This is a genomic window from Mesorhizobium sp. M0292 (assembly GCF_040321695.1).
Classification (GTDB): domain Bacteria; phylum Pseudomonadota; class Alphaproteobacteria; order Rhizobiales; family Rhizobiaceae; genus Mesorhizobium.
In genome coordinates this window covers 53,017-70,046 of sequence record NZ_JAMYSB010000009.1, presented here as the reverse complement: position 1 = coordinate 70,046, position 17,030 = coordinate 53,017, and the positions used below count along the sequence as shown (strand labels likewise).

At 62.9% G+C, this 17,030-nt stretch carries 16 protein-coding genes, 1 tRNA gene and 1 riboswitch; of the genes, 7 read left to right on the top strand and 10 right to left on the bottom strand.

Annotated features, from left to right (window positions below; translation table 11 throughout):
* Positions 1-161: 161 nt before the first annotated feature.
* On the bottom strand, positions 162-554 hold the full coding sequence (gene apaG, locus NKI96_RS16075; protein WP_023681948.1) for a Co2+/Mg2+ efflux facilitator ApaG/CorD: 393 nt from the start codon (positions 552-554) through the stop codon (positions 162-164).
* A 222-nt stretch (positions 555-776) separates the two neighbouring features.
* On the opposite strand from apaG, the gene NKI96_RS16070 reads away from it, so the two are divergent.
* Positions 777-1,928, top strand: a complete 1,152-nt coding sequence (locus NKI96_RS16070) for a ceramide glucosyltransferase (protein WP_352805158.1) — start codon at positions 777-779, stop codon at positions 1,926-1,928.
* An 11-nt stretch (positions 1,929-1,939) separates the two neighbouring features.
* On the opposite strand, the gene NKI96_RS16065 is transcribed toward NKI96_RS16070, so the two are convergent.
* Positions 1,940-3,130 carry an O-succinylhomoserine sulfhydrylase gene (locus NKI96_RS16065; protein ID WP_023669633.1) on the bottom strand — a complete coding sequence of 397 codons (1,191 nt, stop codon included), beginning with the start codon at positions 3,128-3,130 and terminating at the stop codon, positions 1,940-1,942.
* Positions 3,131-3,187: 57 nt separating this feature from the next.
* A riboswitch (SAM riboswitch) is annotated at positions 3,188-3,265 on the bottom strand.
* A gap of 140 nt (positions 3,266-3,405) precedes the next feature.
* Here NKI96_RS16065 and NKI96_RS16060 point away from each other — a divergent pair.
* Positions 3,406-4,500, top strand: a complete 1,095-nt coding sequence (locus NKI96_RS16060) for a 2'-deoxycytidine 5'-triphosphate deaminase (protein WP_023699517.1) — start codon at positions 3,406-3,408, stop codon at positions 4,498-4,500.
* A 101-nt stretch (positions 4,501-4,601) separates the two neighbouring features.
* A complete protein-coding gene (locus NKI96_RS16055) occupies positions 4,602-5,372 on the top strand; it encodes an ABC transporter substrate-binding protein (protein WP_023699518.1) in 771 nt (256 codons plus the stop codon).
* Between the two features lie 46 nt (positions 5,373-5,418).
* On the opposite strand, the gene araD1 is transcribed toward NKI96_RS16055, so the two are convergent.
* The 4 genes from araD1 to chvE all read right to left on the bottom strand — a co-directional run bounded on the left by araD1 (position 5,419) and on the right by chvE (position 10,654).
* Entirely contained in the window at positions 5,419-6,414 is a 996-nt protein-coding gene (gene araD1 / locus NKI96_RS16050; protein ID WP_023669636.1) for an AraD1 family protein, read from the bottom strand.
* A gap of 201 nt (positions 6,415-6,615) precedes the next feature.
* Entirely contained in the window at positions 6,616-7,902 is a 1,287-nt protein-coding gene (gene mmsB / locus NKI96_RS16045) for a multiple monosaccharide ABC transporter permease (protein WP_352805155.1), read from the bottom strand.
* Positions 7,899-9,431, bottom strand: coding sequence for a multiple monosaccharide ABC transporter ATP-binding protein (gene mmsA, locus NKI96_RS16040; protein WP_027049369.1), 1,533 nt, complete (start codon positions 9,429-9,431; stop codon positions 7,899-7,901). The genes mmsB and mmsA overlap by 4 nt, the downstream gene beginning before the upstream one ends.
* 152 nt (positions 9,432-9,583) lie before the next feature.
* Positions 9,584-10,654, bottom strand: a complete 1,071-nt coding sequence (gene chvE / locus NKI96_RS16035; protein ID WP_023681943.1) for a multiple monosaccharide ABC transporter substrate-binding protein — start codon at positions 10,652-10,654, stop codon at positions 9,584-9,586.
* 289 nt (positions 10,655-10,943) lie between these two features.
* On the opposite strand from chvE, the gene NKI96_RS16030 reads away from it, so the two are divergent.
* The gene (locus NKI96_RS16030; protein ID WP_023681942.1) at positions 10,944-11,951 is read left to right on the top strand and encodes a LysR family transcriptional regulator; all 1,008 of its coding nucleotides are present in this window, start codon (positions 10,944-10,946) and stop codon (positions 11,949-11,951) included.
* Positions 11,952-11,955: 4 nt separating this feature from the next.
* On the opposite strand, the gene NKI96_RS16025 is transcribed toward NKI96_RS16030, so the two are convergent.
* Positions 11,956-12,029, bottom strand: a tRNA-Gly gene (locus NKI96_RS16025).
* A 180-nt stretch (positions 12,030-12,209) separates the two neighbouring features.
* On the opposite strand from NKI96_RS16025, the gene NKI96_RS16020 reads away from it, so the two are divergent.
* The gene (locus NKI96_RS16020) at positions 12,210-12,473 is read left to right on the top strand and encodes a DUF6460 domain-containing protein (protein WP_023696688.1); all 264 of its coding nucleotides are present in this window, start codon (positions 12,210-12,212) and stop codon (positions 12,471-12,473) included.
* 67 nt (positions 12,474-12,540) lie between these two features.
* Here NKI96_RS16020 and NKI96_RS16015 read toward each other — a convergent pair whose 3' ends face one another.
* On the bottom strand, positions 12,541-13,443 hold the full coding sequence (locus NKI96_RS16015) for a histone deacetylase family protein (protein WP_023827396.1): 903 nt from the start codon (positions 13,441-13,443) through the stop codon (positions 12,541-12,543).
* 217 nt (positions 13,444-13,660) lie between these two features.
* On the opposite strand from NKI96_RS16015, the gene NKI96_RS16010 reads away from it, so the two are divergent.
* Complete coding sequence (locus NKI96_RS16010; protein WP_023696686.1) at positions 13,661-14,998, top strand: MATE family efflux transporter; 1,338 nt, start codon at positions 13,661-13,663, stop codon at positions 14,996-14,998.
* Here NKI96_RS16010 and NKI96_RS16005 read toward each other — a convergent pair.
* Positions 14,995-16,065 (bottom strand): quinone-dependent dihydroorotate dehydrogenase, encoded by a 1,071-nt coding sequence (locus tag NKI96_RS16005; protein WP_352805151.1) that lies wholly within the window; start codon positions 16,063-16,065, stop codon positions 14,995-14,997. The two genes, NKI96_RS16010 and NKI96_RS16005, sit on opposite strands and share 4 nt — an antisense overlap.
* Positions 16,062-16,412 (bottom strand): DUF952 domain-containing protein, encoded by a 351-nt coding sequence (locus NKI96_RS16000; RefSeq protein WP_023669645.1) that lies wholly within the window; start codon positions 16,410-16,412, stop codon positions 16,062-16,064. The genes NKI96_RS16005 and NKI96_RS16000 overlap by 4 nt, the downstream gene beginning before the upstream one ends.
* A 105-nt stretch (positions 16,413-16,517) precedes the next feature.
* On the opposite strand from NKI96_RS16000, the gene NKI96_RS15995 reads away from it, so the two are divergent.
* Positions 16,518-16,946: a hypothetical protein gene (locus NKI96_RS15995; protein WP_023740730.1), complete on the top strand. Its 429-nt coding sequence runs from the start codon at positions 16,518-16,520 to the stop codon at positions 16,944-16,946.
* The last annotated feature ends 84 nt before the right edge of the window (positions 16,947-17,030 follow it).

Here is a 17,030-nt window from a genome sequence, read left to right as displayed (position 1 = left end):
GGGAGAAGGTGCCCGAAGGGCGGATGAGGGGCAGCGCGAACTTTGGTGAATGGCCGCGCATAGCCTACGTCATGTGCGTGGAAGATAACCTCATGAGTCCGGCGGCGCCCCTCGTTGCACTGCCGGGCATTTCTCCCCGTATAGAGATGGGGAGAAAACCCCTAATTCACCGTCCGCCGCGTCCCCGGCAGATCCAGCGAAAACGCGGGAATAGCGACGTCGAACGTCTCGCCCTTTTTGTTGCGCATGGTGTAGTGGCCGACCATGAAGCCGGAGGGCGTCGAGAGCGGGCAGCCTGACGTGTATTGATAGCTGTCGCCGGGATTGAGCTCAGGCTGGTCGCCGACCACGCCGGCGCCGCGCACTTCCTCGATCCGGCCGCTGCCGTCGGTGATGTGCCAGTAACGCGACATAAGCTGCACGAAATCGTCCGACTGGTTGTCGATCGTCACCTGGTAGCCCCAGACATAACGGTTCTCCGCCGGGTCCGAGCGGTCCTCCAGGTAGAACGGTCTGACCTGCACTTCGATGTTGCGCGTGACGGCGCGATACATGGGCTGCTCCGGTTGCGCGGCAAGGAACATTTGTCGCGCTATGCGGTTTGATACGCGCACAACGGCATGTCCTGCCAGCCTCAAAGCGGAGGTGCCGACAAACAATGTCATTTAAGTGACACATGACAGTGTTGGTGTGCGCAAACCTTGCCGGCGACTCAAGGCCCATCTGTCGACTGACGAAGCAGCCGCGAGCGGCCTTTCCGGAGTGACCAGATCTCGATGGAACCAGCTCTCACAGCCGCTTTCGCTTCCTCCGCTTTGCTTCTTTCGAATCTCGCCAGCATCCTGCTTGCATCGTCGAAGCTGAAAGCGCGCCGTCTCATCCCTCCGCCGTCCAACGAGCAGCCACCGGTCTCGATCGTCGTGCCGTCGCGCGGCGTGGAGCCGTTCACACAAGAGACGCTGCAGCGAGCCTTCTCGCTCGACTGGCCGCGCTACGAACTGATCTTCTGCGTCGCTCACGCCGACGATCCCGTCGTCAAACTGATAAACAGGGCGATCGTCCTGTTTCCCAACGTGCCGGCCCGGCTGCTGATCGGCGACGACCGCGTCAGCAGCAACCCGAAGCTCAACAACTGCGTCAAGGGCTGGGAAGCGGCGCTCTATCATTGGGTTATTCTCGCGGATTCCAACGTGCTGATGCCTAGGGATTACGTCCAGCACATGATGGCGGCCTGGCGGACCAATACCGGGCTTATCTGCTCGACGCCGATCGGCTCTCGGCCGGATGGCTTCTGGGCCGAGGTCGAATGCGCGTTCCTCAACACGCTGCAGGCGCGCTGGCAATATGCCGGCGAGGCGCTCGGTCTCGGCTTTGCCCAAGGCAAGAGCATGCTGTGGAACAAGCCGATGCTCGATACCAGTGGCGGTATCCGCGCGCTGGCCGCCGAGATCGCCGAGGATGCTGCTGCAACCAAGCTGGTCAACGGACTGGGCCTGCGCGTCAATCTCGTTGCCTCGCCTTTCGAGCAACCACTGGGGCAGCGCCGACTTGCCGACATCTGGTCGCGCCAGGCGCGCTGGGCGCGGTTGCGCCGCGTCACTTTCCCGCTGTTTTTCGCACCCGAGATCCTGACCGGCGTCGCCGTGCCGTTGGCGTTGGCGCTGGTGGCGGCCGCAAGTGCCGGCATCAGCCTGCCGGCCACGGTGTTGGCCGTGCTGACGGCGGCCTACATTCCCGAATGCGCGCTGGCCGCGGCCAAGGGCTGGCACCTGTCGCTGCGCATGGTCCCGGCGATGATGGTGCGCGACATGATGCTTCCCGCCATCTGGGCGCGCGGCTGGCTGAGCGGCGCCGTCGACTGGCGCGGCAACATCATGACCATCGGCACCAAGACGGCCGAACTGGAAGAGGTTTCGTCGGGAGCGTGACGCCTCGCGGCCTATCCGGCTGCCTTCAGCGCCTGCGCAACGTCCTCCAGCAGATCGTCCGTATCCTCAAGACCGACCGACAGCCTGAGCGTTCCCGGCCCGATGCCAAGCTCGGCGCGAGCTTCGTCGCTGAGGTTCTTGTGCGTGGTGGTCGCCGGATGGGTGATCAGGCTCTTGGCGTCGCCGAGATTGTTGGAGATCAGCACGATGTCGAGCGCGTTCTGCAAGGCGAAGGCCGCCTGCTTGCCGCCCTTGACGTCGAGGCAGATCAGCGTCGATCCGCCTGTCATCTGCTTCTTGACGATGTCGGCCTGCGGGTGGTCGGCGCGGCCGGGATAGATGACGCGGGCGATTTCCGGCCGTCCTGCCAGGAAATCCGCGATCTTGGCCGCGCTTTCAGTCTGCTGGCGCACCCGAACCGGCAGCGTCTCCAGGCCCTTGAGCAGCGTCCAGGCGTTGAACGGCGACAGGCTCGGGCCGGTGTGGCGGAAATAGTCGTGCAAATTCTCGTCGATCCATTTCTTGTCGGACAGGATGATGCCGCCGAGACAGCGTCCCTGGCCGTCAATGTGCTTGGTCGCGGAGTAGACGACGATATGGGCGCCGAGCTGCAAGGGCTTCTGCTGCAAGGGCGTGGCGAAGACATTGTCGACGATCAGCCTGGCGCCGATCGAGGTGGCGAGCGCCGCCACCGCTGCAATGTCGACCACTTCCAGCGTCGGATTGGTCGGGCTTTCCAGGAAGAACAGTTTCGTGTTCGGCCGCACCGCCTTTTCCCAGTTGGCGATGTCGGTGCCGTCGACCAGCGTTGCCTCGATGCCGTATTTCGGCGCCAGCGTCTCCACCACCCAGCGGCAGGAGCCGAACAGCGCGCGCGCCGCAACGATATGGTCGCCGGCCTTGGCGCTGCACAGGAGCGCTGCCGTCACCGCCGCCATGCCGGACGCCGTGGCGCGCGCATCTTCGGCACCCTCCAGCGCGCACATGCGCTTTTCGAACATGTCGACGGTAGGGTTGGCATAGCGCGAATAGATGAAGCCCGGCTCCTCGCCCTTGAAACGGGCCTCGGCAGCCTGCGCCGTCTCGTAGACATAGCCTTGGGTGAGGTACATCGCTTCGGACGTCTCGCCGAACTGGGAACGCAGCGTTCCCCCGTGCACGAGTGCGGTCTGAGGTTTCCAGTTACGCTTCTTGGTGCTCATCGCTTTTGTTCCAGACACAAAAAAACCGGCCGCGAAAGTCGCAACCGGTCCATATGGCCTTGCGGCCCGACGGTCCTTTAGCGACTTGTTTAACGTGGCTGCAAGCCGACCGGCCAAATCACCACGGGATAACGACCCTTTAGACCTCACCTGCGCTTGCGTCAATTGCCGGCTTCATTAAGAGGTTTGTACCAGGCAGGTTCCGCAATAATATCCAGCGGTTTTGCGGCAAGAACCTGCCACAAAGAGACCGACCTTGGAGCGGAGCCAGCCTTTTGCGGCAGACAGGCATTCTTCCCGATCAGGACATTTCCGCGCTGTTTCAGTCCGGCGCGCTGAAGTCGCCGCGCGCGCTCGATGTCGACCAGGTGCAGCCGGCGAGCCTCGATCTCAGGCTCGGCGACAAGGCTTTTCGCGTGCGCGCCTCCTTCCTGCCGGGTCCCGATCATCTGGTGGCCGACAAGCTTCACCGGCTGAAATTGCATGAGTTCAGTCTCGCCGAGGGCGCGGTGCTGGAAACCGGCTGCGTCTACATCGTGCCGCTGCTCGAAAGCCTGGCGCTGCCCGCAAACGTGTCGGCCTCGGCCAACCCGAAGAGCTCGACCGGCCGGCTCGACATCTTCACCCGGGTGATGACCGATCGCGGCCATGAGTTCGACAAGATCGCCCCCGGCTATCACGGGCCGCTTTATCTCGAAGTCAGTCCGCGCACCTTCCCGATCGTCGTACGCGCCGGATCGAGGCTGTCGCAGATCCGCTTTCGCACCGGCAACGCGCTGTTGTCGGAGGCAGAACTGAACGAATTGCACCGCGCCGAGATGCTGGTGGCGACCGAGCCGCCCAACATTTCCGGCGGCGGCATTGCGCTGTCGATCGATCTTGACGGCGACCAGAACGGCCTGGTCGGCTATCGCGGCAAGCATCACACCGGCTTGGTCGATGTCGACAAGCGCGCCGCCCAGGATGCCGTCGATTTCTGGGAGCCGCTCTATAAGAGCGGCGCCGGCGAACTGGTGCTCGACCCGGACGAGTTCTACATCCTGGTCAGCCGCGAAGCCGTGCACGTGCCGCCGCTCTACGCCGCCGAGATGACGCCCTTCGATCCGCTGGTTGGCGAATTCCGTGTTCACTATGCCGGCTTCTTCGATCCGGGCTTCGGCCATTCGGCCTCAGGCGGCACCGGCAGCCGGGCGGTGCTCGAAGTGCGCAGCCACGAAGTGCCGTTCATCCTCGACCACGGCCAGATCGTCGGCCGGCTGGTCTACGAACACATGCTGAAGCGGCCGCAGGCGCTTTACGGCACCGATCTCGGCTCGAATTACCAGGCGCAAGGCCTCAAGCTCTCCAAGCATTTCCGCCCCGCCGGCTGAACCTTCGATCACCGTCAGGCAAAATACTTGCCTGCGCTGCCTCACCATGCTTGGCTGCCTTTCGGTGGCCGGCAAGAGAACGGCGCGCAAGGGGAACCGAAATGCAGATTTCAAGATGGATCATATCGGCAGCGAGCGCTGCCATGCTGGTGATATCGGCCGGCTCGCTGGCTGAGGCGCAGGAGAAATTGAAGATCGGCACCGAGGGCGCCTATCCGCCCTTCAACACCATCACCGCGGACGGCAAGATCGAGGGCTTCGACATCGACATTGCCAATGCGCTGTGTGCGCAGATGAAGGTCGAGTGCGAGATCGTCACCCAGGACTGGGACGGCATCATCCCGGCGCTGCAGGCGAAAAAGTTCGACGCCATCATCGCCTCGATGAGCATCACCGAGGAGCGCAAGAAACAGGTCGCCTTCACCAACAAATACTACACGACGCCGCTGGCGCTGGTGGCGCCGAAGGACAGCGACCTCACTTCCACCGAACCGGCAGCCCTTGCCGGCAAGACGGTGGGCGCGCAGGCCTCGACCACTCAGGCCGACTATGCGCAGGACGCCTATGGCAAGGCCGGCGCCGAGGCGAAACTCTACCCCACCCAGGAAGAGGCGATCACCGACTTGCAGAACGGCCGTCTCGACGCCGTCATCTCCGACAAATTCGTGCTGATGGACTGGCTGAAGAAGGCGAGCGACGGCTGCTGCAAGCTTGTCGGTGACGTCAAGGGCACCGAGACGCAAGCCGGCATCGCTGTCCGCCTGGAGGACACGGCACTTCGCGACAAGCTCAACGCGGCGATAGACGCCATCGTCGCCGACGGCACCTACAAGAAGATCCAGGCCAAGTATTTCGACTTCGATATTTATTGACGGTGGGCGCTGCCAATCTCCCCCCTCAAGGAGGGAGATTACGCTCTCAAAGCGCCTTCACCGCCACCTTAACCGGCTGCTCAATCTCCAGCGGGTTGCGCAGCGGCAGGCCGAAATCCCCGGCCTCGATCTCGAACACGTCGCCGGCCTGAGTCTTGATGCCGTCGGCAAAGGACAGCGTCGCCGTGCCGAACATGTGCACATGCACGTCGCCCGGCTGGCGGAAGGCCGAATATTTGAAGTGATGATGTTCGAGATTGGCGATTGTGTGCGACATGTTCGCTTCGCCCGACAGGAACGGCTTTTCCCACAGCAAATTGCTGTCGCGATAGATTCGCGATGAGCCCCTGACGTCGGCCGGCAGGTCGCCGATCAGGATTTCCGGCCCGAACGAGGCGTTGCGCAGTTTGGAATGTGCCAGGAACAGATAGTTCACCCGCTCGGTAACATGATCGGAAAACTCGTTCGACAGCGTGAAGCCGACGCGGAACGGCGCGCCGTCGTCGCCGATGACATAGATGCCGGCGATTTCCGGCTCCTCGCCGGCGTCCTGCGCAAAGGCCGGCGACATCAGTGCGGCGCCCGGCGCCACCGCCATGGTGCCGTTGCCCTTGTAGAACCATTCCGGCTGCACGCCGGTCTGGCCCTTGGCCGGCTTGCCGCCTTCGAGCCCCATGCGGAACATCTTCATGGAATCGGTAAGCTGCTCCTCGCCGCCATCGCTGAGCTTCTTGTGCATGGAATCGCGCGTCGCCGCCGAGCCGAGATGGGTCAGGCCGGTGCCGGTCAGATGCAGATGCGCAGGATCGGGATGGTTGATCGGCGACACCAGCCGGCCCTTCTTGTAGACGGCGTCGAGGTCTATCGCTTCACCGAACCCCTTGCGCTCGATCAGCGCGGCGAGGCCCGTTCCGGTGCGCGCGGCTTCCATGGCCAGCGAATAGACGCTGCGGGCGCCGTTGATGATCCTGGTCTTGCCGCCGCCATTGCGGGCGACGACGCGGATGGTCTCGGCGTCGTCGAGGATCTGGGAGATTAGCATGATGAAATCCTCTCTCATGTGCCTTGGCCGGGTTGCCCCTTGGCAAACCTTGACCTGCGCGGCTCGGACCTCGCCGCGCCACGGGTTGAACTCTTCGTCCGGATTGCGCTCGCGAGCTCCATCCCTCGGGGGACTTCTTATGCCGACAACTTGCCGGCTGCGCCGCGACCGTATGCCTCCTGCTTGCCTCGCTGAAGCTTGTCAGGCCTTGTTCTTGTTGTAGACGTCGAAGATCACGGCGCCGAGCAGCACCAGGCCTTTGACCACCTGCTGCCAGTCGACATTGACGCCCATGATCGACATGCCGTTGTTCATCACGCCCATGATGAAGCCGCCGACGACCGCCCCGATAACCTGGCCGACGCCGCCCATCGCCGAGGCGCCGCCGATGAACACTGCGGCGATGACATCGAGCTCCGAGCCGAGACCCGCCGCCGGCACCGCCTGGCCGAGACGAGCCGCGATGATCAGGCCGCCAAGCGCCGACAGCACGCCCATATTGATGAACACCATCAGCGTCAGCCGCTCGGTGTTGATGCCCGACAGCTGCGCCGCCTTGGGATTGCCGCCCATGGCGTAGATGCGCCTCCCGATGGTCATGCGATTGGTGACGAAGACGAACAGCGTGATCAGCACGCCCATGACCAGCAGCACCACGGGCAGGCCGCGGTAGCTGGCAAACTCATAGACCAGGAACAGCGCCAGCGCGCTGGCGACCAGCGTCTTGACGACGAACAGGGTGAAGGGCTCGGCCTCATAACCATGGCGTTCTCGTTTGCGCCGGGTGCGGACCCCGAAATAGGCATAGGCGAGCACGGCGATCAGCCCCAGCACGACCGTCGTCATGTGCAGGGTCACGCCGCTGCCCATGATGGTCTTGCCGGCTGCGTTCACGACCGGCGGGACGAGCGTCAGTGGGCCGATCACATCCGGGATGAAGCCGGAGCTGAGCATCTTGAAGTCGTCGGGAAGCGGACCCACCGACGAGCCGCCGCCAAGCAACGCCTGGCAAATGCCGCGGAAGATCAGCATGCCGGCCAGCGTGACAATGAAGCTCGGTATCCGGTGATAGGCGATCCAATACCCTTGCGCGGCGCCGATCAGGCCACCCGCGACCAGGCAGACGATCGAAACCACCAGCGGATTGCTCAGCGGTCCGAGTTGCCAGATGACCATCATGTTTGCCGCCAGCGCGCCAATGAAACCGGCGACCGATCCGACGCTGAGGTCGATATAGCCCGATACGATCACCAGCAGCATTCCCAGCGCCATCACGATGATGAAGGAGTTCTGCTGCACCAGATTGCTGAGGTTGACCGGCTTGAACAACGTCCCCGACGTGGTGAACTGGAAGAACAGCATGATGACGATCAGCGCTATGATCAGCCCGTATTCGCGCAAATTCGTCGCCAGCGCCGAGACGGCGATGCGCGGGCGCTGTTCGTCGGCGACGTTGCCCTGCGGGGCGGGGGCGCTTTCGGTGCTCATGCTGCTTTTCCTTCTCCCCGGACGATGGCGCGCATTATCTTTTCCTGGCTTGCTTCCGCCGCCGGCATTTCGCCCACCATGCGCCCTTCGTTCATGACGTAGATGCGGTCGGTAATCCCCAGCAATTCCGGCATTTCCGAGGAGATGACCACGATCGCCTTACCCTCCGAGGCAAGGCGCGCGATGATCGTGTAGATTTCATATTTGGCGCCGACATCGATGCCGCGTGTCGGCTCGTCGAGGATCAGCACGTCAGGGTCGGCAAACAACCATTTCGACAGCACCACCTTCTGCTGGTTGCCGCCGGAAAGATTGCCGGTCATCTGATAGACGCTTGACGCACGGATATTGGTCTTCTTGCGATAGTCGTTGGCGACCGCAAGCTCGCGCATGTCGTCGATCACGCTGTGGCGCGACACGCCGTCGAGATTGGCCAGCGTAATGTTATGCTTGATATGGTCGATAAGGTTGAGGCCGTAGGTTTTGCGGTCCTCGGTGACATAGGCGATGCCGTGTTGGACCGCCTTGCTTACCGAGGAGACATCGACCGGCTTGCCCTTGAGCAGCACTTCGCCGGTGATGCGGCGGCCATAGGAGCGGCCGAACAGGCTCATGGCGAATTCGGTGCGGCCGGCGCCCATCAGCCCGGCGATGCCGACCACCTCGCCCTTGCGCACATTGATGTCGATGCCCTTGATCACCTGTCGCTCGGCATGGAGCGGGTGATAGACCGACCAGTTCTTCACCTCGAACACGACTTCGCCGATCTTGGGCTCGCGCGGCGGATAGCGGTCGTCGAGCGAACGGCCGACCATCGAGGTGATGATGCGGTCTTCGGAGATATCCTTCTTGGCCAACGTCTCGATGGTGCGCCCGTCACGGATGACGGTTACCTTGTCGGCGACCCGGTTGATCTCGTTGAGCTTGTGCGAGATCAGGATCGAGGTCATGCCTTGCCGCTTGAATTCGAGCAGAAGATCGAGCAGCGCCTGGCTGTCTTTCTCGCTGAGCGACGCGGTCGGCTCATCGAGGATCAAAAGCTTGACGTCCTTGCTCAGCGCCTTGGCGATCTCGACAAGCTGCTGCTTGCCGACGCCGATATTGGTGATCAGTGTCTTGGGGTCCTCCTTGAGGCCCACCTTCTTCAACAGGGCAGCGGTGCGCGCCTCGTTGGCATCCCAGTCGATGACGCCGTATCGGGCGTTTTCGTTGCCGAGGAAGATATTTTCGGTGATCGACAGCATCGGCACCAGCGCTAGCTCCTGGTGGATGATGACGATGCCCTTGTGTTCGCTGTCATGGATACCTTTGAACTGGCATTCCTGACCCTGAAAAATGATCTGGCCGTCATATGTGCCGGCGGGATAGACGCCCGACAGAACTTTCATCAGCGTCGACTTGCCGGCGCCGTTCTCGCCAACCACGGCGTGGATCTCGCCTTCTTCGACGCTGAGGTTGACGTTCGACAGCGCCTTCACGCCGGGGAAGGTCTTGGTGATGTCGCGCATCTCCAAAATCGTCGTCATCAGGGCAAGCTCCTCCTGTTGCATGTCGCTCCAAAGTGCTTGCGGTTTGAGACAACGACATGCACGCAAACTAAGTCCGGTAGAAACAATACCGGGGTCGCTTGTGAACGGAAAGGGGTCCTGCGTCGCGCAGGACCCCTGTCTTTCTAAACGGATTACTTCAGTTCGTCGGCCTTGATGTAGCCGGAGTCGACGACCAGTGCCTGGTAGTTCGACTTGTCGACCTCATGCGGCGTCAAAAGGATCGAGGGAACGACCTTGACGTCGTTATTGTAGGTCTTTTCGTCGAGGCCGTCCGGCTTGCCGCCCGAGAGCACCTTGTCGACGAGTTCGACGGTGGCCTTGGCCAGTTCGCGGGTGTCCTTGAACACGGTCGAGTATTGCTCGCCCGTGATGATCAGCTTGACCGAAGCAGTCTCGGCGTCCTGGCCGGTCACGATCGGCCACGGCTGGGCGTCGGTGCCGTAACCCACGGCGCGCAGCGAAGCGGTGATGCCGCGCGACAGGCCGTCATAGGGCGAAAGAACGCCATCGACGCGGCTGCCGTCCGAGTAGTTGGCCGACAGCAGGTTGTCCATGCGCGCCTGGGCGGTGGCGGCGAGCCAGCGCAGCGTGCCGACCTTGTCCATGCCGGTCTGGCCGGACTTGATCTTGATCGAGCCGTCATCGATCAGCGGCTGCAGCACCGAGATTGCGCCGTTGTAGAAGAAGAAGGCGTTGTTGTCGTCCGGCGAGCCGCCGAACAGTTCGACGTTCCACGGCTTGGTGTTCGGGAAGCGCTCCTTGAGGCCCTTGACCAGCGAGTTCGCCTGGATCACGCCGACGCCGAAATTGTCGAAGGTGGTGTAGTAATCGACATTGGCGGTCTTCTTGATCAGGCGGTCATAGGCGACGACGACGACGCCGGCGTCAGCGGCCTTCTGCAGCGCGTCCGACAGGGTCGTGCCGTCGATCGAAGCGATGATCAGCGCCTTCGGGCCCTTGGTGATTTCGTTTTCCAGCTGGCTGAGCTGGTTGGGGATGTCGTCCTGAGCGTACTGCAGGTCGACCGTGTAGCCGAGAGCTTCGAGCTGGGACTTGACGGCATCGCCGTCATTGATCCAGCGCTGCGAGGTCTTGGTCGGCATCAGCACGCCGACAAGACCCTTGTCGGCTGCATGCGCCGAGTAGGTCATGGCAGCGATGCCAAGGGCCGCGACGGCGGCCAGTGTCTTGATGATTTTCACGTAAAACTCTCCCTGGTTGATGGACGCGACACCTCGGGGCTTCGCGGGCCGCGCAGTCGGGCGGATGCGCCAAAGCGCCGCCGCCGTCATAATCGATCTCCGGTATCCTCCCAATCGGCCCTCAGATTTAAATCGATACGATTTTGCTCGTCATCGACCGTCAAGTCTTGAGGACGCGCGAAAGTGTGACCCTTTGCCATAACTGTCAAATGCGATCTTCGGTGGTTGCTATACCAAAACCGGTATATGACTAAACCGGGCTGGAACAGTGGCGGAAGCGGGAAAAGGCATGGCGGCTTTACGAGGTCCTCAGGGAATTTCAAGCGGTTACGATGAATTGCCGGGCGATGGCGAGACACTTCTGCGTAGCGGCTTGAGCCTGCGTCACATGCGCATGATCGCAGCACTCGACGATCACGGTCGGGTGAGTGCTGCCGCCCAGGTGATGAACATCTCGCAGCCGGCGGCCTCGCGCATGATTTCCGAGATGGAAGCGGTGCTCGAGGTGAAGCTCTGCGAAAGGCTGCCGCGCGGCATCACACTCACCCCTTACGGCAAGGCGCTGGCCCGGCGCGCGCGCTCGATCCTGCTCGAAATGCGCGAGGCCGACCGCGAAATATCGGAGCTCAAGGCCGGCAAGGGCGGCTCGGTGTTCCTTGGCGCGGTGACGGCGCCGGCGATCGAACTGGCGGTCCCGGCGATCCGCGAGATACGCCGCCTCTATCCGCGCATCGAGATTACCATGCAGGTCGAGACGTCGAATGTGCTGGCGCGCGAACTGATCGCCACGCGCCATGATTTCATCATCGCCCGTGTCCCCGAAGACCTCAATCCGCGCCTGTTCGAATCGCGCGTCATCGGCGTCGAGAAGGCCTGCCTGATCGTGCGCCGAGGCCACCCGCTGAGCAACGGCCATCCTCTAAACAATGGGAAGGCGGTGAGGCTGGAGGACACCGCCGCCTTCGACTGGGTGTTCCAGTCGGGCGGGTCGCCGCTGCGCCAGGCGATGGAGAGCAATTTCCTGAACCGCAACATCGCCCTGCCGGACCGCATCCTCAACACCTCGTCGCTGCTGCTCACACTGGTCATGGTGGCGCAGTCCGACGCCATCGCCCCGGTGTCGATCCAGGTGGCAAAATTCATCCAGAACCCCGACGGTCTCGCCGGCGCCATCGATGTCGTCCAGACCGAGTTCGACATCGAGGTCCGCCCCTACAGCCTGATCACGGTGAAGAACCGCGTGCTGTCGCCGGCAGCCAAGATGCTGCACGATTTTATCTTGCGGGAAGTGGGATAGGAACTGGAGCGGGTAGAGGGAATCGAACCCTCGCGTTCAGCTTGGGAAGCTGACAAGCTACCATTACATCATACCCGCGTCGGCCTCTCGATATCATGATGGGCGTGCTTCGGGCAATCGCCCTTGGACAGCTGTTCGGAAACGGCTGTTGGAAACCCGACCGATTGCGCCGTCCGCCCGCCTTGATGCGGGCGCAGCAAGTGCGTATTCGTGGGTTTGTACCCCGAATCCGGGCACACCAATCTGGAGGCAGGCCCCTTGTCCACAGTGACGCGCTTTCTCGGTGACTCGCCCGTCAGGGTGATCGTCAAGCTGCTGGTCGTGTCGTTCCTGGTCGGCCTGGTCATGAATGCGTTCGGCTGGACGCCGATGGACGTCTTCTACCGCATCCAGGGTTTCTTCATCGATCTTTGGAACCTCGGCTTCAACGCGGTCTATCGCTTCTTGGGCTATATCCTGCTCGGCGCCGCGATCGTCGTGCCGGTGTTCATCCTGCTCAGGCTCGCGAACTACCGGAAGTGAAGCGGACCACGATCCCGAAAAGTGGAAACCGGTTTTCGGAAAAGATTGTGCTCAAACCAAAGGCCACTCAGGCAAAGTCCGACGCCACCTCGAACAGGATGGCGTGGCGCGCCGCGAGCGCTGCGACATCGGTCGAATAGCCGCCGCCGATGACACCGCAGACCGGGATGCCCAGCGCGCGGAAATGACCGATCACCATGGCGTCGCGGGCACGCACGCCGTCATCGCTGAGCGATAGCCGGCCGAGCCGGTCCTCGGCATGCACGTCGACACCGGCATTGTAGAAGACGATGTCCCAGTGCGCCTTGGCCGAGAGCTCCGGCAGGAGGACACCCAGCCGTTCGAGATAGGCGCCATCGCCGGTGCCGTCCGGCAGGGCAACGTCGAGATCGGAGGCAATCTTGCGCACCGGATAATTGCGCTCGCCATGCATGGAAAAGGTGAACGCGCGTGGCTCGTCTTTCAGGATGTCCGCGGTGCCGTCGCCCTGATGCACATCGAGATCGACGATCAGGATGTTTTTCACCGCGTCTTCGGCTAGCAGCACCAGCGAAGCGACGGCAACATCGTTGAAGGTGCAGAAGCCCGCGCCTTGCGCGCGCCGCGCATGGTGGCTGCCGCCGGCGCTGTTGCAGGCAATGCCATCGATAAGCGCCAGTCGCGCCGCCAGCACCGTGCCGCCGGCGGCGAGTTGCGCCCTGAGCGAAACGCGCGGTCCCACGGGAAAGCCGATCTCGCGCTCGATCTTTTCAGGCACTGAACACGTGATGACCTGGTCGACATAATCAGCCGCATGGGCGAGCTTCAGCCAGGAGGCCGGCGCCGGCTCGGGCATCGACAGCGCCCCCGCATGGATCAGACCCCTGATATGCAAGGCCTGCATCAGCAGCGGATATTTGCTCATCGGAAAGCGATGATTGACGGCGAAGCCGGCATCGTAGTCGGGATGATGGACGATCTGCAGGGGCATGGCTAAAGCAATTCCAGGAAAAGTGTGCAGCGGTTTTCCCGGGAGAAGCGCGTAGCGCTTCCCCTTGGGAATTGCTTAAAACCAGTACTCGGATCCGGCGGGCTCGCGCCAGAAGAACATTTCGGTTGGCCGTCACGGCAAGAGTGATTGCGCGGTGGCCGGAAAATGGGGCACATCGGCTGTTCGATCAAGCCGCAATCAGCAAGGCAGCAGTCCCCTGGACACGGGTGCAATCCCAGCCGACGCGAGACCCTTCGCCGTCACCAACCGTTCGGTGCTCGCCATCGCCGTGCCGATGACGCTCGCCTATCTGACGACGCCGCTGCTCGGCATCGTCGACACGGCGGTGGTCGGGCAGTTCGGCGATGCCGCCCTGCTCGGCGGCCTGGCGGCCGGGGCGCTGGTCTTCGACGTGGTCTTCAGCACCTTCAATTTCCTGCGCTCCGGTACCACCGGCCTCGTCGCCCAGGCGTTTGGGCGCGGCGACGAACTGGAGGAGCAGGCGGTGTTCTGGCGCGCCGTGCTGATCGCGGTCGCCGCCGGCATCGTGCTTGTCGTCCTTGCGCCGCTGATTGCCATCGCCGGCCAGAAATTCATCGGCGGCGAAGCGCGCGTCGGCGAGGCGATGGGCGTCTATATCCACATCAGAATGCTCGCCGCCCCCTTCACGCTGATCAACTACGCCATCCTCGGCTATGTCCTTGGACGCGGCGAGGGCGGGCTTGGGCTGATGCTGCAGGCGGTGCTCAACGGCATCAACATCGTGCTTTGCATCCTGCTCGGCCTGAAGCTTGGCTGGGGCGTCGCCGGCGTGGCCTGGGCGACCGTCACCGGCGAATGTCTGGCCATGCTGCTGGGTCTCGCCATCGTTGTCTGGCGCTTCCGGGCCGCACCCCGCCTGCCGCGGCATCGCCTGCTCGACATGCCCGCTTTCCTGCGCATGCTGTCGCTCAACCGCGATATCATGATCCGCTCGTTCTCGCTGCTCGCCGCTTTCGCGCTGTTCACCCGCCAGGGCGCGCAGTTCGGCACGCTGACGCTGGCCGCCAATGCCGTGCTGATGAACTTCTTCCTCGTCGCCGGCTATTTTCTCGACGGTTTCGCCACCGCGGCCGAACAGTTGGCGGGACGCGCGATCGGCGCACGTGCCGAGACGGCGTTCCGCCGGGCGGTACGTCTGACCTTATTCTGGGGGTTCGGCCTCGCCGGAACCGCCACGCTGATCTTCTGGCTCGGCGGCGCCGGCCTGATTTCGTTGATCACCACGTCGCCGGATGTTCGTGCTGTTGCCGACATCTATCTGCCGTGGGCGGCACTGACACCGCTGAGCGGCGTGCTGGCCTTCCAGATGGACGGCGTCTTCATCGGCGCTACCTGGTCGCGCGACATGCGCAACATGATGCTGGTGTCGTTCCTGGCCTTCAGCGCCGCATTGTTCAGCTTGGCGCCGTCTCTCGGCAATCACGGCCTGTGGGCGGCGCTGCACGTTTTCCTGCTGGTGCGCGGCTTCAGCCTGCTGGCCATCCTGCGGCTCCGGTTGCGCACGGCGTTTTAGAGCGGCCTGGCAGCCCACTGATCGAGCCGGCTGTCGCGCAGTTCGCGCAATGATTTCAGCCGCTCCTTGTCGGCAAATCGCACCATCCCGGCAAGGATGCGCCCCGGCAGCGCCGGCCCGGCATAGATCATGCCGGTGTAGAGCTGGACGAGATCGGCGCCGGCGCGGATTTTCTCCAGCGCGGCATCAGTGGAATCGACGCCGCCGACGCCGATAATGGCGCGCTCCGGCCCGAGCAATTTGCGCATCTTGGCCAGCACGATGGTCGAGCGCTCGAACAGCGGTTTTCCCGAGAGCCCGCCGGTCTCGCCGCTTGTGCTACGCAATCCGGTCCGCGCCAGCGTCGTGTTGGAGACGATGACGCCGTCGATCTGCTTCTCGCTGACTTCGGCGGCGATGTCCTCCAGCTCGGCCTCGACCAGATCGGGCGCGATCTTGAGGAAGAGGGGCGGCTGCGCCGAAGCTGCTGCACGCACCGCCATGACCCGAGACAACAGTTCGCCGAGCTGTTCGCGCGCCTGCATGGTGCGCAGGCCGGGCGTGTTGGGCGACGAGATGTTGACGGTGAGATAGCTGGCGTATTTCGCAAAACGGGAAACGCCCAACTCATAGTCACGGACACGATCGGCGCTGTCCTTGTTGGCGCCGATGTTGACGCCGACAATGCCGCCGCGTCCCTGGCGCGCGGCAAGGCGTTTTTCCGCCGCCTCGTGGCCCTCATTGTTGAAGCCCAGGCGGTTGATCACCGCATCATCCTCCGTCAGCCGGAAAATGCGCGGCTTCGGATTGCCCGCCTGCGGCAGCGGCGTCACGGTGCCGACTTCGGCAAAGCCGAAGCCGAGGCCAAGCAGCGCGTCGGGCACTTCGGCGTTCTTGTCGTAGCCTGCGGCCATGCCGAGCGGATTGGGGAAAGCGATGCCACAGAGGCTGAGCTTCAACCTGTCGTCGCGCACCGTCCGCGCGCCGACCGGCAGACCGCATCGCAGCGCCGCGATCGACATGCCGTGCGCCGTTTCCGGATCGAAGGTGAACAGCAGTTTCTGGCCGATGCGATCGAACACGATCATTCGGCCTCCAGCGCCGGGAATTGATGGGCGCCGTCGGCCCCGAGCGGCAGTGGCCGCACCCACAGCACGGCGCTCATATCGAGCACGCCATAGAGATGCGGGAACAGCGCGCCGCCCCGCGAGACCTCGTATTTCAGCGCGTCACCGAGCAGCGCCCCGTCGATGGCGATCAGCAGCAAATCCATCTGGCCGGCGAAATGCTTCGCCGCCGTCTCCCTGACCTGATCAGCGGTGGAGAAATGGATGAAGCCGTCGGCGATATCGATCGGAGCGCCGGTGAAACGGCCGTTTTTCTCGGCCTCGCGCCAAAGCGCTTCGGGCGCGATCTTGTAGATAATCTGAGACATGGTTGCGCTATAATCCGAACCGATCATGCGGGGAAGGGCAACTCGTCCGCATTTACGGCGCAAAGCTGTGATAGGTTGCGCATACTGGCTCGTGGAGGATGGAACATGCGTCTGCAGCACATACTGATCCCCGCCGCACTGGTCTCGCTGGTTGCGGCATCGGCCTGGTCCGAAGAGACCGACCGCTACCGGCTGGAAAAATCCGCCAACGGTTATGTCCGCATGGACACCCGGACCGGCGCCATGTCGATCTGCGAGGAGCGCTCCGGCCAGCTCGTCTGCAAGATGGCCGCCGACGAACGCGCCGCCTTCCAGGACGAAGTCGACCGTTTGCAGGCCTCGATGAAGGCAATGGACGAACGCGTCGCCAAGCTCGAGAACTCGCTGTCCGCCCGCCTCGAATCGAAGCTGCCGAGCGAGGAGGATTTCGACAAGACGATGAGCTATATGGAGCGCATGCTGCGCGGCTTCATGGGCATCGTCAAGGAAATGGACAAGGATGACGGCGCCAATCTCAATTCGCAAAAGACCTGAACTGCCCGGCGGGGAATGCCCCGTCCGGCCATTGCCGCATGAAGACAAAGCGCTTCGCCGCATAATCGTCCGGTCCCCGTAAAA